We start from the raw sequence: 15,323 nt of genomic DNA, 5'->3' as shown, positions 1-15,323 counted from the left end.
CGTCACACCGGCCAGCGTGAGGGCTCTCTTCCAATGTCCCGTCAATCCAAAGGCCCCCGCCTCTACCTCCGAAAAGGCAGGACCGACTCGCGCTCCGGCAAGCGCCTCCCCGACCGCTGGTTCATCCGTGACGGATCGGTTCAGATCAGCACGGGCTGCGGCCCTGAAAGCCTTCGAGACGCCGAAAGGCAGCTCGCCACGTATATCGCGGGCAAGTGGGACAGACCGTCAGGCGAGAGTGATCCCTCTAAGGTCCTGATCGCAGACGCCCTGGCGCTGTACGCGCGGGAAAGAGGGTCAAAGCTGAAGGCTACGCCCGCAACCATGGCGGGGTTCGTGGCCCACCTCTTGTCATGGTGGGGCGAGCGCACGCTTGCTGACGTGCGCCGGACCTCCTGCCAGGCCTACGTCGCGCACCGGACCGCGCAACCGATCGTGCACGGCAACACCGGCCGCACCGTCAGCGCCCAGACAGCCCGGCGTGAGCTGGAGGTGCTTTCCGCCGCCATCGGGTTCTGGGACAGCGAGCACCACCTGACGCGGCGCCCGGCCGTCATCTTGCCCGAGAAGCCAGAGTCGAACCGTGATGCGCTTTCTCGCAGTGATGCAGCCGCCCTCCTTCTGGCCGCGATGGGCTGGCGCCTGACGGATGGGAAGTGGGTGCCTATTCCTGGCGCTGCGAAGAGCAATCGGAAGCACATGCGCCGGTTTATTCTCATCGGCCTCTATACCGGGTCCCGCTCGGGCGTGATCAAGCGGCTGCGCTGGACCGAAAGCCTCGATGACCCGTGGGTCGATCTAGCGAGCGGCGTCATCTACAGGCGCGGTCGCAACGAAACAGAGTCCCGTACGAAGCGGCGCCCTATCGTGAAAATGCCCCGGCGACTTCTCGCGCACATGCGCCGCTGGCATGCGCTGGATCAGAAGCGCGGGATCGACACAGTGCTTCACTTCGGCGGCGAGCCGGTTTCGGCCGTGCGCACCGGGTTCACCGGCTGCGCCAAGGACGCCGGTCTGGTTGGCCCGACCCCGCACTGGCTTCGGCACACCTGCTGCACCTGGCTGATGGAGCGAGGCGTCGATATCTGGGAGGCGGCAGGCTACGCAGGGATGAGCCCGACGACGCTCCAGCAGCACTACGGCCACCATCGACCGGACCACCAGTCCGCTGCCCGGAAGGCCCTCGGATGAGGGTATAGCTGGAAAGCATTCTGGCAAGCAGACGCCAATCCAGTTTCGGATCGACCGCTAAGTCGTTGAAAATGATGGTAGGCGGCGACGGGTTCGAACCGCCGACCCTCTCGGTGTAAACGAGATGCTCTGACCAGCTGAGCTAGCCGCCCACATCATCCGACTCAGCGTCGGGACAGGCTTCATGCCCTGTGACGGTCAGCCGTTCAAGGCGCTTTTCAAGCCTTCGCCGGGGCGGAAGCGCGCGGTACGCGAGGCCGGACGGGCGATCTCCTGGCCGGTCTGGGGGTTTCGAGCCACGCCCGCCTTGCGGTCCACGGCGACAAAGCTGCCGAAGCCGACCAGGCGCACGTCGCGCCCCTGAACAAGTGAACCCGTCACCTGATCGGTGAAGGCTTCCAGCGCCAGCTTGGCCTGGTCGCGGCTAATGCCCGCCGCCTCGGCCATGCGGCCGATCAGTTCCGTCTTGGTCATGCCTGCGGCTCCCCTCGCGAACGAAGGGCGCACTTAAGCCGCTGTTGGCGGGCGGGTCAAAAAGAAGACGGTCCGGATCGCCCCGAACCGCCGTCCTTCATCGGATCAGAGACCCAGCGTCAGTGGCTGATGCTGGCCCCCTCGCCCGCCGTCGGGGCGGGCGGCGTCGGCGTCATCGGCTCGGCCGCCTCGTCCCACTCGACCGGGGTCGGCGTGCCCGTCAGGGCCCACTTAAGCGCTTCGTCGGCGGTGGAGATCGGCACGATCTCAAGGGCGGCCTTCACGTTTTCGGGCACGTCCTCCAGATCCTTCTCGTTCTCTTGCGGGATCAGCACGGTCTTCACGCCCGAACGCAGGGCCGCCAGAAGCTTCTCCTTCAGGCCGCCGATGGCCGTGACCCGGCCGCGCAGGGTGATCTCGCCGGTCATGGCGATGTCCTTGCGGATCGGGATGCCGGTCAGGACCGACACCATGGCCACCGTCATGGCCACGCCGGCCGAGGGGCCGTCCTTGGGCGTGGCGCCGTCGGGAACGTGGACGTGGATGTCGGTCTTCTCGAACACCGGCGGCTTGACGCCGATGCTGAGGGCGCGGCTGCGGACATAGGACGCCGCCGCCGAGATCGACTCCTTCATGACCTCCTTCAGGTTGCCGGTCACGGTCATGCGGCCGCGGCCCGGCATCTTCAGGGCTTCGATGGTCAGGATGTCGCCGCCGAACTCGGTCCAGGCCAGGCCGGTCACGATGCCGACCTGATCTTCCGTGTCCGTTTCGCCATAGCGGAACTTCTTCACGCCCGCGTATTCGGCCAGCTTGGCCGCATCCACGGTGATCGAGGCGGCCTTGGTCTTGGCCATCTCGCGCACCGCCTTGCGGGCCAGACCGCCCAGGGCGCGCTCCAGCGAACGCACGCCGGCTTCGCGCGTGTAGTAGCGGATCAGGTCGCGGATCGTCTCATCGGGGACGATCAGTTCCTCTTCCTTCAGGCCGTGGTCCTTGAGCTGCTTGGGCAGGACGTGGCGCTTGGCGATCTCGACCTTCTCGTCCTCGGTGTAGCCAGAGACGCGGATGATCTCCATGCGGTCCAGCAGGGGTTGAGGCATGTTCAGGCTGTTGGCCGTGGTGACGAACATCACCGGCGACAGGTCGTAGTCGACCTCCAGATAGTGGTCGCCGAAGGTCGAGTTCTGGGCCGGGTCCAGCACTTCCAGCAGGGCCGAGGACGGGTCGCCGCGCCAGTCGGCGCCCAGCTTGTCGATCTCGTCCAGCAGGACGAAGGCGTTGGTGGTCTTGGCCTTCTTCATCGACTGGATGATCTTGCCGGGCATGGAACCGATATAGGTCCGGCGGTGGCCGCGAATCTCGGCCTCATCGCGCACGCCGCCCAGCGACATGCGGACGTATTCACGCCCCGTCGCCTTGGCGATGGACTGAGCCAGCGAGGTCTTGCCGACGCCGGGAGGGCCGACCAGGCACAGGATCGGCCCCTTCAAGCTGCCGGTGCGCGCCTGAACGGCCAGATACTCGATGATCCGTTCCTTGACCTTCTCGAGGCCGTAGTGATCCTCTTCGAGGATGTCCTCGGCCTTCTGCAGGTCGATGGCCTTGGGCTTGGTCTTCGACCACGGGATCGACAGCAGCCAGTCGAGATAGTTGCGCACCACGGTCGATTCCGCCGACATCGGCGACATGTTGCGCAGCTTCTTCAGCTCCGCCTCGGCCTTGATGCGGGCCTCCTTGGACAGGCGCGTCTTCTTGATGCGCTTTTCCAGCTCCAGCAGCTCGTCGCGGGCGTCGTCGGTCTCGCCCAGCTCGCGCTGGATCGCCTTCATCTGCTCGTTCAGATAGTACTCGCGCTGGGTCTTCTCCATCTGCCGCTTCACGCGGCTGCGAATCTTCTTCTCGACCTGCAGGACGCTGATCTCGCCTTCCATCAGGCCGTAGACCTTCTCCAGCCGGGTCGGGATGACGACGGTTTCGAGCAGGGCCTGCTTGTCGGCGATCTTGACCGACAGATGGGCGGCGACCGAGTCCGCCAGCTTGGACGGGTCCGTGATCTGGGGAATGGCGCTGAGGGCTTCGGGCGGAACCTTCTTGTTCAGCTTCACATAGTTTTCGAACTGCTCGATCACGGCGCGCAGCAGGGCTTCGCTCTGCGACGGATCGCCCGCCTCGTCGTCGATCTCGACGGCTTCGGCTTCGTAATAGTCCTCACGGTCGGTGAAGCGGGTGAGGCGCGCGCGCGACTTGCCTTCGACCAACACCTTCACGGTGCCGTCCGGCAGCTTCAGCAACTGCAGCACCGTCGCCAGCACGCCGGTCGAATAGATGGCGTCCGTCGCCGGATCGTCGTCGACGGAGTTCTTCTGCGTGGCGAGCAGGATCTGCTTCTCGCCCTTCATGATCTCGTCGAGGGCGCGCACGGACTTCTCGCGCCCGACGAACAGGGGCACGACCATGTGCGGAAAGACGACGATGTCTCTCAACGGCAGGACAGGGAGGATTTTGCTCTCGGTCATGATGCGTACTTTCCGGGGCCTTCGTGAATCTCAGACCCGCCGAACCGATCCGACTTGGCGTTACTGCCGCCTCGTCTCGACTCGACCCGCTATTTTTCAGCGGCTTTCGTGTGAGTATGTGGTTCTGTCTGGACGCGGTTCAAGCGTAACGGGGCGGCGGCCCACAGAAGCGTGAAAAAGCGTGTGATTTCAGACGGCCGCCTGGGTCGCCTCTGAAACGATGAAGGGGCGGCCCGTGGCGAGCCGCCCCTTTTCGCTTGGATCGGGCCACAGCGTCAGGCGGCGCCGTCGGCCGTCTTCTTCTTGGTTTCCGAATAGATCAGCAACGGCTGGGCCTTGCCCTCGATCACCTCGGCGTTGACCACGACTTCCTCGACACCCTCATAGGTGGGCAGTTCGAACATGGTCTCCAGCAGCACGCCCTCCAGGATGGAGCGCAGGCCGCGGGCGCCGGTCTTGCGGGTGATCGCCTTCTTGGCCACCGCCGACAGGGCGTCGTCGGTGAAGGTCAGCGTCACGTTCTCCATCTCGAACAGGCGCTTGTACTGCTTGACCAGGGCGTTCTTCGGCTCGGTCAGGATCTTGATCAGAGCGACCTCGTCCAGATCTTCCAGCGTCGCCAGGACCGGCAGACGGCCGATGAATTCGGGGATCAGGCCGAAGCGCATCAGGTCGTCAGGTTCGACCTGCTTGAGGATTTCGCCGGTGCGACGCTCGTCGATCTCCTTGACCTTGGCGCCGAAGCCGATCGAGGCCCCCTCGCCGCGCGCCGAGATCACCTTCTCCAGGCCGGCGAAGGCGCCGCCGACGATGAATAGGATGTTGGCGGTGTCGACCTGCAGGAACTCCTGCTGCGGATGCTTGCGCCCGCCCTGCGGCGGCACGGAGGCGACGGTGCCTTCCATGATCTTCAGCAGGGCCTGCTGCACGCCTTCGCCCGACACGTCGCGGGTGATCGACGGGTTGTCCGACTTGCGCGAGATCTTGTCGATTTCGTCGATGTAGACGATGCCGCGCTGGGCCCGCTCGACGTTGTAGTCCGACGCCTGGAGCAGCTTCAGGATGATGTTCTCGACATCCTCACCCACATAACCGGCTTCGGTCAGGGTGGTAGCGTCGGCCATGGTGAACGGCACGTCGATGATCCGCGCCAGCGTCTGGGCCAGCAGCGTCTTGCCCGAGCCGGTCGGCCCGATCAGCATGATGTTCGACTTGGCCAGCTCGACGTCGTTGTTCTTCGTCGCGTGGTTCAGGCGCTTGTAGTGGTTGTGAACGGCGACGCTCAACACCTTCTTGGCGTGGCTCTGACCGATCACATAATCGTCGAGGACGTCGCGGATCTCCTTGGGCGTGGGCACGCCGTCCTTGGAGGTCTTGAACGCGATCTTGTGCTCTTCGCGGATGATGTCCATGCACAGTTCGACGCATTCATCGCAGATGAAAACGGTCGGTCCGGCGATCAGTTTGCGAACTTCGTGCTGGCTCTTGCCGCAGAACGAGCAGTAGAGCGTGCTTTTGGCGTCTGTGCCGGCGGCTTTGGTCATAGACCCTTCTCACTATCCGCGATCCGCCCCGACATTGGGACGAAAGGCGCTTCCTTCACGATCGATCCAGGGAATCTATCATCGAAGGTCTTCAAAAAATGACAATCACCCATCACACGTTCCGCCACAACCCCGTTGCGGCGCCGCAGCGCGCTTCGGGGAACGGACAGGACAGATAATATGGGGATCACGGCTAATGTCTGACATGGGAAGCGGAAAAGCCTTTCACCAGTCCCCTGCCCCCGGCCAACTCATCGTCGCCTTCGATTTCGACGGCACCCTGACGATTCGCGACAGCTTCACCAGCTTTTTGAAATGGCGAGCCGGGCCGGTGCGCTGGCTGACCGGACTGGTGCAGATGATCCCGGCCGTCTTCGCCTATCTGGGCGACCGGGATCGGGGCCGGATCAAGGTCGCCTCGGTGCGCGAGTTCCTGATGGACGCCGACCGCAAGGCGCTGGAAGCCGAGGCCGAGCGCTTCGCCGCCGAGATCTGGCCGCGCTTCATGCGCCCCGACGCCCTGGCGACCTGGGAGGACTGGGGCCGTCGCGGCGCCCACCGCGTCATCGTCACCGCCTCGCCCGAAACCACCGTCGCCCCCTTCGCCCGCAGGCTGGGCGCCGAGAACCTGATCGGCACCCGCCTGGCCTTCGACGGCCAGGACCGTGTGCTGGGAACCTTCGTCGGCGGCAACTGCCGGGGCGAAGAGAAGATGCATCGACTGCGCGCCGCCTATGGCGCGGACATGCAGTTGGCCGCCGCCTATGGCGACACCTCCGGCGACGCTCAGATGATCGCGGCGGCCGAGGAGAAGGGCTACCGCGTTTTCACGGGCCGCCCCTGATCCCTAGCCGACCATCCGGCCGACCGTATCGTCCTTCCAGATGAAGCGGTGGACCAGCACCATCAGAATGTGGCCCGCGATGGCCGCCAGCAGCACCCAGGCCAGCAAGCCGTGCGCGGCGTCAGCGGGGGCCGTCATCCACGGCAACTCTGCCCACCCGCCCTCAATCAGGCGCACGCCGAACACGTCCAGCGGCTTGCCCGATCCATACTGCCGCAGCAGCGCCAACGCCGGCACGATCAGCATCAGGGCGTAGAGCATCAGATGTCCGACCTTCGCAGCCAGGCCCCAGAAGCCGCCGCCGTGCGCCGGTCGCGTCTTCATGTTGTAGAGGCCCCACAAAGCGCGCAGCACGATCAGGCTCAGCAGCACGACGCCGATCCCCTTGTGCGTGCCGACCCAGAAGGCGGTGATCGGCGCCCGGCCGACAATCAGTTTGATCGCCATGCCAGCGAACTGCCACGTCAGCAGCAGGGCCATCGCCCAGTGCAGCCCCCGTGTGACGGCGCCATATCGAAACCCGTCGTCTCTCCACTGCATCGCCATGAAGCGCCCCCTTCGCTGATAACGAGTCTCAAACACGATTCGAGGCGAAATCCGTCGCCGGACTCCGCCTCGCAAATTGTCGCAGCCGAAGCGCGTTTAAGGCTTAGGGAGCCTTCACGCCGTCGTCGTCGGCCTGGGTGCGTTTGTCATAGACGTGATCGACGATGCCCCAGGCCTTGGCTTCCTCGGCGGTCATGAAGTGGTCGCGGTCCAGGGTGCGCTCGACCTCTTCATAGGTGCGGCCGGTGTGCTGGACGTAGATTTCGTTCAAACGGCGCTTGGTGGCGATGATGTCCTCGGCATGGCGTTCGATGTCCGAGGCCGTGCCGCGGAAGCCGCCCGAGGGCTGGTGCACCATGACCCGCGCGTTCGGCAGGGCGATGCGCTGGCCCGCTTCACCAGCCGTCAGGATCAGCGAACCGGCCGAGGCGGCCATGCCCATGACCACGGTCGAGACCGGCGACTTGATGTATTGCATCGTATCGTAGATCGCGAGCGCCGAGGTCACCTGACCGCCGGGGCTGTTGATGTACATGCTAATTTCCTTCTTCGGGTTTTCCGATTCCAGGAACAGCAGCTGGGCGCAGATCAGCGAGGCCATGCCGTCCTCGAACGGGCCGGTCAGGAAGATGATCCGCTCGCGCAGCAGGCGCGAAAAGATGTCGAACGACCGTTCGCCGCGGCTGGATTGCTCCACCACCATCGGCACCAGGTTGTTGGAGATGTAGTCGATCGGATCGCGCATGAAGGCCTTCTCGAATTCAGGAGGGTCGCACGACTCATAACGGCGCGCGCCTGTCTCCTACGATATCGCGTCGCTGGACCGTCGGCGCAAGACCGCCTTGCGCTCGACCTTATCGGCGCTGCGCGTCCCGCTCCGCTCGTCGGAGGTCACGCACGATCGAAGAGGCATGATTGTATCGGTCGATGCGCTCCGGAAACGCCCCGTATAGCGAAGCGAGGTAGGCCTTGTCCCAGCCCGACAGGCCCTCGTCCCTGCCCGCTTCATGGAAAAGATTCAGCACCGTATCGAACCGACTCGAGCCGCCCTCGGGATCAACCTGCGCCAGGGCCACCATCGCCAGATAGTCCCCCAGCAGCGGAAGCTCGATCCCCTCGACCTTGGCGATATCGACGATGACGATCACCTTGCTCAACACGTCCGTGATGGGGCGCCCCTTGTTCGCCAATCCCTCGCCCGGCACGTAAATCGGGCCGGTGTCGCCGGGCATCCGGATGGCCCGCCGCCCTGATATGCCGATGACCGGCATGCTGACGTGCCACCAGCGCACCGGCCAGTCAGCGTTCTGGAAAGCGTCCAGCGCCTGTTGACCTCGATCCAGTTGGCTGGTCCAGCGCACGCGGAACGCATCGGCGTCATGCTCCACCAGGCCCCGCGCCAAGCCTGAAGCGTCGTCCGTAAAGACAATGATGACATTGGGCTGGCAGCCAGGCTCCCGTATGCGCACGTCGTATCTGCTCGCCACGGTGGCGATGTGGTCGATCAGCGGGCGCGCGACGCTCTGCGACAGGTTGGCGACGCCGAGGCATATCGGCCCGCGCCATCGCGCCAGACCGCGCTTGGGCGGCGGCGCCGCCAGTTCCGCGACGAACGCCTCAGCCTCGTCCTGCAGGCGTCGGCCGGATACGACAACATCCTCGACCCGGACGGGGTCATCCTGCGCCGACGGCGAGCCCTCGGCTTGCACCGGCATGCTGGAGATCAGTGCTGACACCATCAGCGTTGCCAGGCTCAGCATAGTCGTCTCCGTGTCGAGACCCCGACCAAACGCCGATATTCTACCGCCTCCCCTCTCACATGCAAAGAGGGGCGGCCCATGCGGACCGCCCCTCATTAACGCGCGTCAGGGAAGAAGGGCTTACGCCTCGTCTTCTTCCTTCATCAGCTCTTCCTTGGTGATGGCTTCGTCCTTCACCTCGGCGACCGAGACGATCAGGTCGACGACCTTCTCTTCATAGATCGGCGCGCGCAGCTGGGCGGCGGCGTTCGGATTCTGGCGGTAGAAGTCCAGGACCATCTTTTCCTGACCCGGATAGTTGCGGGCTTCGGCCATGATGGCGTTCGACAGTTCCTGATCCGAAACGCCGACGTTGTTGGCGCGGCCGATCTCGGCCAGGACCAGACCCAGGCGCACGCGGCGCTCGGCGATCTTCTTGTACTCGGCCTTCAGTTCGTCTTCCGACTTCTTGGCGTCGTCTTCCGGCAGCTGGCCGGCGTCCTTGTCGGCCGAAACCTGGGCCCAGATGCCTTCGAACTCGGCGTCCACCATCTTCGGCGGCAGGGCGAAGTCGTGGCCTTCGTCCAGCACGTCCAGCAGGGCGCGCTTCAGCTTGAAGCGGGTGGCGCCGGCGTATTGCTGGTTCAGGTTGGACTTCAGCAGTTCCTTCAGCTGGTCCAGCGACTCCAGGCCGATGCGCTTGGCGAACTCGTCGTCGATCTTCGACTCGACCTCGGCCTTGATGGCCTTGACGGTGACGTCGAAGGTCGCGGCCTTACCGGCCAGGTGCTTGGCCTGGTACTCTTCCGGGAAGGTCACTTCGATGGTCTTTTCTTCACCGACCTTGGCGCCCTTGAGCTGCTCTTCGAAGCCGGGGATGAAGCGGCCCGAGCCGATCACCAGGTCGGCGTCGGTGGCGGCGCCGCCGTCGAAGGCCTCGCCGTCGATCTTGCCCAGGAAGTCGATGGTCAGTTGGTCGCCGTCGGCGGCCTTGACCGTCTTGCCCTTCTTGTCCTCGTAGGACTTGGCTTGCGAAGCCAGTTCCTTCAGCGCCTCGTCCAGATCCTCTTCCGAGGCCTCATAGGTCGGGCGCGTCAGCTTCAGGGTCTTGGGGTCGACCGGGGTGAATTCCGGCATGACTTCCAGCGACATTTCATAGGCCAGGTCTTCCTGACCGGCGATGACCTTGTCCATGTCGGAGGTCAGATTCATCTCGGCCGGAGCGGCCGGGCGCAGCTTCAGCTCGTCCAGAGCGCCCTGGCTGGTCTCGTTCAGCGAGGCGTTGATGATTTCGCCCATGAAGTCGCGGCCGAAGGTCTTCTTGACGTACGAGGCAGGCACCTTGCCCGGACGGAAGCCTTTAAGCTTCATCTGGGGAGCCACTTCCTTGATGCGGGCTTCGAGCTTCTCATTCAGCTCAGCGACTGGAATGGTCACCGCGATCACGCGGCTGAGGCCTTCGTTCGACTTTTCGACGACTTGCATGGTCGGGTATCTGACGCTCTGTGGCGACGCCGCAAAGGCGCGCGGTGGATAAAGCAACAGGGCCGCCCCTTTCGGGAGCGGCGCCTCGGAGCCCGCCCTTATGTCGAGAAGGGGCCGAAACGTCAACGCAACGCGGTTCCTTTGTGGGCATCGGGCCGCTATCTCATGACGCATGAGCCAGCCTTCAGCCCCCATCGGCGTCTTCGTCACGCCCGTTACGCCGCTTCAGCAGAACTGCACGACGGTCTGGTGCACGCAGACGAAGAAGGCCGCCGTCATCGATCCCGGCGGCTCGGTCGACGCCATCCTGGGCGAGGTCGCGCGGCGCGGCCTGACGCTGGACGCCATCTGGATCACCCACGGCCATCTGGACCACGCCGGCGCCGCCGCCGAGATGCAGGAGAAGACCGACCTCGACATCGTCGGCCCGCACCTGGAGGACCAGTTCTGGATCGACCTGATTCCCACGCAGGGCCAGAAGTACGGCCTGCCCGAGGCCCGCAGCTTCACCCCCACGCGGTGGCTGGACGACGGCGACTTGCTGACGCTGGGCGAGACGACGTGGGAGGTCTTCCACTGTCCCGGCCACACGCCCGGCCATGTGATCTTCTTCAACCGCGAGGCCCGCTTCGCCCAGGTCGGCGACGTGCTGTTCCAGGGCTCGGTCGGCCGCACCGACTTCCCGCGCAGCGACCATCAGGCCCTGCTGACGGCCATCACCACCAAGCTGTGGCCGCTGGGCGATGACGTGACCTTCGTGCCTGGCCACGGACCGCATTCGACGTTCGGGGCCGAGCGGCGCAGCAACCCCTTCGTCTCGGACCGGGCGATGCAGGCGGCGCCGATCGCACGCCCGGCCTCCGGTCCGGCCTGACCCCTTGGATGCCGGACAGTTGATCTGAGTTCGGATTGAATCAATCCGAACCGATAATGGCCTAGCGCGCGGCCAGCAGGCCGATCAGAACGCCGATCCCGAGCGCATAGAGCGTCATGCGGATCGGCTCATCGCGAATCGCTTCGCAGGCCCGAGAGCCGCGATGACGCGCCCAGTCGCGCACCTCGGCCGCATCCTCGCGCACGGCCCGGCGCAAGGGACGCGGTCGGGCGCCCGCCGCCAGAATCTCATCGGCGGCTCCTTCAAGGCGGCCGCTGCGCGTCGAGCGGCCTTCGGTGATGTCCTCAGGCGAAGGCGCGTTGTCGGCGCGTGGGGTCGGGTCGTTGGAAACCGGCATGGGCTGAACTCCTGACTTCTGCACTCAGAGCCTCGAAGAACCCGCCGAAATCGTCACGGTTCCGCCGCCTGCACATGGGCGCGGTTCGTGTCGACCGAACAGGGTTTTAATCCTTTCTCGGAACCTCCGCGCCGGCGCCGGGTTCTTTTGCGCAAGCGCCACCGTCTACGAAAGGAACATCTGAAATGACCGAAGGTCAGCCCACCCGCGGCTCCGGTGTTTCCAAGCGAGGCTTCGCCTCAATGGACCCGGAACGTCAGCGCGAAATCGCTCGCAAGGGCGGCGCGAGCGTGCCCAGCGAGAAGCGCAGCTTCTCTCAGGACCGCTCCCTCGCGGCCCAGGCCGGACGCAAGGGCGGCGAAGCCTCCCACGGCGCACGAAACAAGACCGGCCAGGATCCGGCGCCGCCCAAGCGCTGATCGCTGCGATCGATTTCAGAACTTTTCGACGGCGCGGGAAACCTCGCCGTTTTTCTTTGCCTGACGCGCAGGACGATGTGTTTAGCAGGCCAGAAGAGCCAGGGCCACGCGCGGATTTTCGCTGACCTCGAACGCTTCGACGCGCCAGCCGGCGGCTTCAGCCAAGGCGCGCACGCGGGTTTCGTCGAACTTGCGCGAGTTCTCGGTGTGGATCGTCTCGCCCTGCGCCAAACGGAAGACCAGCTTGCCCAACCGCACCGTCATCGGGCGAAGGGCCTCCAGATGCATCTCCATCCGCGCCTCGGCCGCGTTCCAGACGGCGCGATGAGCAAAGGCGTCCAGATCGAAGTCGGCGCCCAGGTCGCGGTTGGCGCGCGCCAGGACGTTCAGATTAAAGCGGGCCGTCACCCCCTCGGCGTCGTCATAGGCGGCGATCAGGGTCGAGGGTTCCTTGATCAGATCGACGCCCAGAACGAACAGGGCGTCCGGCCCCAGCATGTCGCGCATGCCCCGTAACAGGGCCTCGGCCGTCTCCGGCGCCAGATTGCCGATGGTCGAACCGGGGAAGAAGCCGATACGACGCCCCTGCCCCGCCTCAGGCGGCAGAACGCCCAGGTGTTCAAAATCGCCGACGATGGGCAGCACTTTCAGGTCGGGATAGGCCTGCCTCAGCCGCGCGGCCGCCTCGTCCAGCGCCGAAGAGCTGATGTCGATGGGAACATAGGCCGCCAGGTCCGGCGCGGCGTCCAGCACGATGCGCGTCTTCTCGCTGGCGCCCGAACCCAGCTCGACCAGAACGGCGTCGGAGCCGAAGCGGTCGGCCCAGTGCGGGGCGACCCGGCGCAACAGGGCCGCCTCCTGCCGGGTCGGATAATATTCCGGCAGGCGGGTGATGGCCTCGAACAACGCCGACCCGCGCGCGTCATAGAACCATTTAGGCGGCAGGCTCTTGGGCGACGACGCCAAGCCCGCGACCAGATCACGGCGGAAGGCCTCGTGCTCGTCGTCGGCGCCGTCGCGATAGGCGTCGTCGCCTGGATCGCAAGCCAGACGGACGCCCGCAAAGGCCCAGCGCTGATCCGGGTAGAAGAAGTTGCGATAGGTCGGCCGCGCATGTCCCGGCGCCGTGGCGAAGGCGCCGCCGCGCAGCACCATCTGATTGGCCATGAACTTGCCGTTGTACTCGGCCGCCGTGCCCTCGGTCGGACGAAAACCGGGGTAAGGGGCATAGGCGCTAGCGGCCCACTGCCACACCTCGCCGTCCAGGTTGGAGAAGGCGTCAGGGCGGCTGCGCGCCGCATGCTCCCACTCCGCCTCTGTCGGCAGACGCCGGCCCGACCACCGCGCGAAGGCGTCGGCCTCGTAGAAGCTGACATGGCGCACCGGCGCAGCGGGATCGACGGAGCGCCGGCCCGCCAGCGTCATGACCGTCCAGCCCTTCCCCTCATCCTCTCGTCGCCAATAGAGGGGCGCGGTCCAGCCGCGCGCCTGGACCGTCGCCCAGCCGTCGCTCAGCCACAGTTCGGGCCGCGCGTAGCCGCCGTCATCCATGAAGGCCAGCCAGTCGCCGTTGGTGGTCAGGCCGGAGGCCAGAACGAACGGCTCCAGCCAGACGCGGTGCGCGGGCCGTTCATTGTCGAAAGCGAACCCCTCGCCCGAAGCTCCCATCTCGATCAGACCGCCCTCGAACGCCTCCCAACCGCTACGCGCCGGTTGCAGCAACGCCGTACGTGGCTCGTTCTCATAAGCCGCCGGGTCGAGCGGCGAACGGGACATCAGATGCAGTAGGTCCATCAGGAACAGCTCCTGATGTTGCTGCTCGTGGTTGAGACCCAGCTCGAACAGGTAGCGCTCCAGCCCTTCCAGCGGGGCCGAGGCGTCGGCCAGGCGCACCTCCATCCGTCGGTCGATCTCGGCGCGATAGGCCATGACCTCAGCCAGAGACGGGCGCGTCATCAGACCTCGCTCATCGCGGCCGATGCGTTCGCCGAGCGCCTCATAGTAGGAATTGAAGACCTCCTTCAGCCGAGGATCGAACGGCTCATAGCCCGGCCTGTCCAACAGCATGATTTCGAAGAACCAGCTCACATGGCCCAGGTGCCACTTGCCCGGACTGGCTTCGGCCATCGACTGCGCCTGCAGGTCTTCGGCGGACAAGGATGCCGCCAAGGCGGGCATCACCGCGCGCACGCGGCGATAGCGCTCCAGATCCCCGGCGACGCGCGCCGGCCTGCGCTGCGTTCCGGCCATAGTCCCGCCTGCCCCTGGGTGAGTGTTCGCTGTGGTCACCCTGTAGAAATGCAGGCTGAGACGAGGCGGTTCCGCGTGATTGAAACCCGTCTCCGCGCGCCTTCACGGTCCTGTTTCAGAGGAACAGTCACGATCAGAGAGCGTTCTGATTCAATCAAGTCGCCGTAACGGCGCAGGTTTTTCAGGATCCCGCCGCATGCCCGAAGTTCGCATGCCCGAGGGGCCGAACGCCATCGAGCCCCCGCCATCGCCGCACCCGCTTGATCGGGCGCCGGATCTGGCCGACCCGGCCAACTGGCGCGCCATGCTGGCCTGTCAGATACCGGCGCTGAGAGCCTTCGCCTTTTCGCTGGCCCGCAACAGGGCGGATGCGGACGACCTGGTTCAGGAAACCCTGGTCAAGGCCTGGGCGCATCGGGCGCGGTTCGAGACGGGGACCAATCTGCGGGCCTGGCTGTTCACCATCCTGCGGAACAGCTGGTACACCGGCGCCGCCCGCCGTCGACGCGAAGTGGCCGATGAAGAAGGCCGCCACGCCGCCAGCCTGACCTCCGAGGCCAACCAGGAATGGACCGCTGAATTGACGGCGCTTCAACAGGCGCTGAACACCCTGCCGCCCGACCACCGTGAGGCCATCATCATGGTCGGCGCCGCCGGTCTTTCCTATCAGGAGGCGGCCGATATCGCCGGTTGCGCCGTAGGCACGGTCAAGAGCCGGGTCAATCGCGCGCGGCGCCGCCTGGCCCTGCTGCTGGCGCACGAACTCCCGCTCGGCGACACAGAAAATAATGAGGGCGACGACAGCTAGGCGGAGGGAACGGAGGAACCGGCGAAGGGGTTCAATTCCCGATCTCAGGAGAGTCCGTCATGATGACTCCGCAACGTCCTCCCTCCCCCGAACCCCCGCGCACGGGCAAGCGCGGCTTCATGGACTGGCTGTTCGGTCGCACGCCGCAGCCGCCCAGCAAGGCCAGCCCCAACCTCTATCTGGGCGACATCGTGGACGGCGACTTCAGTTCGCCCTCCGCCCATCATCATCACAAGCGGCCGCCCAGCGACGGGCTATGAGCTGAGCGACAG

At 65.4% G+C, this 15,323-nt stretch carries 15 protein-coding genes and 1 tRNA gene; 6 read left to right on the top strand and 10 right to left on the bottom strand.

Annotation, left to right across the window (positions count from 1 at the left end; translation table 11 throughout):
* Window positions 1–33: 33 nt before the first annotated feature.
* A complete protein-coding gene (locus tag AC3A3G_RS03810) occupies window positions 34–1,191 on the top strand; it encodes a tyrosine-type recombinase/integrase (RefSeq protein ID WP_487487573.1) in 1,158 nt (385 codons plus the stop codon).
* A gap of 75 nt (window positions 1,192–1,266) precedes the next feature.
* On the opposite strand, the gene AC3A3G_RS03805 is transcribed toward AC3A3G_RS03810, so the two are convergent.
* From AC3A3G_RS03805 to clpX, 4 genes are all read right to left on the bottom strand, one after another.
* Window positions 1,267–1,343, bottom strand: a tRNA-Val gene (locus AC3A3G_RS03805).
* 46 nt (window positions 1,344–1,389) lie between these two features.
* Entirely contained in the window at window positions 1,390–1,665 is a 276-nt protein-coding gene (locus AC3A3G_RS03800) for an HU family DNA-binding protein (protein WP_291781749.1), read from the bottom strand.
* A gap of 119 nt (window positions 1,666–1,784) precedes the next feature.
* Window positions 1,785–4,184 (bottom strand): endopeptidase La, encoded by a 2,400-nt coding sequence (gene lon, locus AC3A3G_RS03795; protein WP_200215998.1) that lies wholly within the window; start codon window positions 4,182–4,184, stop codon window positions 1,785–1,787.
* Between the two features lie 275 nt (window positions 4,185–4,459).
* Window positions 4,460–5,728 (bottom strand): ATP-dependent Clp protease ATP-binding subunit ClpX, encoded by a 1,269-nt coding sequence (gene clpX, locus AC3A3G_RS03790; RefSeq protein ID WP_200167455.1) that lies wholly within the window; start codon window positions 5,726–5,728, stop codon window positions 4,460–4,462.
* A 196-nt stretch (window positions 5,729–5,924) separates the two neighbouring features.
* Here clpX and AC3A3G_RS03785 point away from each other — a divergent pair, with 196 nt between their 5' ends.
* Window positions 5,925–6,572 (top strand): HAD-IB family hydrolase, encoded by a 648-nt coding sequence (locus AC3A3G_RS03785; RefSeq protein WP_200216000.1) that lies wholly within the window; start codon window positions 5,925–5,927, stop codon window positions 6,570–6,572.
* Between the two features lie 3 nt (window positions 6,573–6,575).
* Here the strand turns inward: AC3A3G_RS03785 and AC3A3G_RS03780 are convergent, their stop codons facing one another.
* From AC3A3G_RS03780 to tig, 4 genes are all read right to left on the bottom strand, one after another.
* Window positions 6,576–7,118 (bottom strand): cytochrome b, encoded by a 543-nt coding sequence (locus tag AC3A3G_RS03780; protein WP_200167451.1) that lies wholly within the window; start codon window positions 7,116–7,118, stop codon window positions 6,576–6,578.
* A gap of 103 nt (window positions 7,119–7,221) precedes the next feature.
* Complete coding sequence (locus AC3A3G_RS03775) at window positions 7,222–7,863, bottom strand: ATP-dependent Clp protease proteolytic subunit (RefSeq protein ID WP_003165321.1); 642 nt, start codon at window positions 7,861–7,863, stop codon at window positions 7,222–7,224.
* 109 nt (window positions 7,864–7,972) lie between these two features.
* A complete protein-coding gene (locus AC3A3G_RS03770; RefSeq protein ID WP_487487572.1) occupies window positions 7,973–8,878 on the bottom strand; it encodes a hypothetical protein in 906 nt (301 codons plus the stop codon).
* A 120-nt stretch (window positions 8,879–8,998) separates the two neighbouring features.
* Window positions 8,999–10,342, bottom strand: a complete 1,344-nt coding sequence (tig, locus tag AC3A3G_RS03765) for a trigger factor (RefSeq protein WP_368924831.1) — start codon at window positions 10,340–10,342, stop codon at window positions 8,999–9,001.
* A gap of 172 nt (window positions 10,343–10,514) precedes the next feature.
* Here tig and AC3A3G_RS03760 point away from each other — a divergent pair, with 172 nt between their 5' ends.
* A complete protein-coding gene (locus AC3A3G_RS03760) occupies window positions 10,515–11,216 on the top strand; it encodes an MBL fold metallo-hydrolase (RefSeq protein WP_487487571.1) in 702 nt (233 codons plus the stop codon).
* Between the two features lie 61 nt (window positions 11,217–11,277).
* Here the strand turns inward: AC3A3G_RS03760 and AC3A3G_RS03755 are convergent, their stop codons facing one another.
* Entirely contained in the window at window positions 11,278–11,574 is a 297-nt protein-coding gene (locus AC3A3G_RS03755) for a hypothetical protein (RefSeq protein WP_368924834.1), read from the bottom strand.
* 185 nt (window positions 11,575–11,759) lie between these two features.
* Here AC3A3G_RS03755 and AC3A3G_RS03750 point away from each other — a divergent pair, with 185 nt between their 5' ends.
* Window positions 11,760–11,993 carry a con-10 family general stress protein gene (locus AC3A3G_RS03750; protein WP_125900964.1) on the top strand — a complete coding sequence of 78 codons (234 nt, stop codon included), beginning with the start codon at window positions 11,760–11,762 and terminating at the stop codon, window positions 11,991–11,993.
* An 81-nt stretch (window positions 11,994–12,074) separates the two neighbouring features.
* On the opposite strand, the gene egtB is transcribed toward AC3A3G_RS03750, so the two are convergent.
* Window positions 12,075–14,243 (bottom strand): ergothioneine biosynthesis protein EgtB, encoded by a 2,169-nt coding sequence (gene egtB / locus AC3A3G_RS03745; protein WP_487487570.1) that lies wholly within the window; start codon window positions 14,241–14,243, stop codon window positions 12,075–12,077.
* Between the two features lie 196 nt (window positions 14,244–14,439).
* Here egtB and AC3A3G_RS03740 point away from each other — a divergent pair, with 196 nt between their 5' ends.
* Complete coding sequence (locus tag AC3A3G_RS03740; RefSeq protein ID WP_487487569.1) at window positions 14,440–15,051, top strand: sigma-70 family RNA polymerase sigma factor; 612 nt, start codon at window positions 14,440–14,442, stop codon at window positions 15,049–15,051.
* Between the two features lie 59 nt (window positions 15,052–15,110).
* Entirely contained in the window at window positions 15,111–15,311 is a 201-nt protein-coding gene (locus AC3A3G_RS03735) for a hypothetical protein (protein WP_487487568.1), read from the top strand.
* Window positions 15,312–15,323: the final 12 nt, after the last annotated feature.

It is taken from the genome of Brevundimonas sp. Soil_N_31 (genome assembly GCF_057655995.1).
The sequence above is the reverse complement of the archived record's forward strand: the minus strand, read 5'-3'. Positions and strand labels throughout refer to the sequence as shown.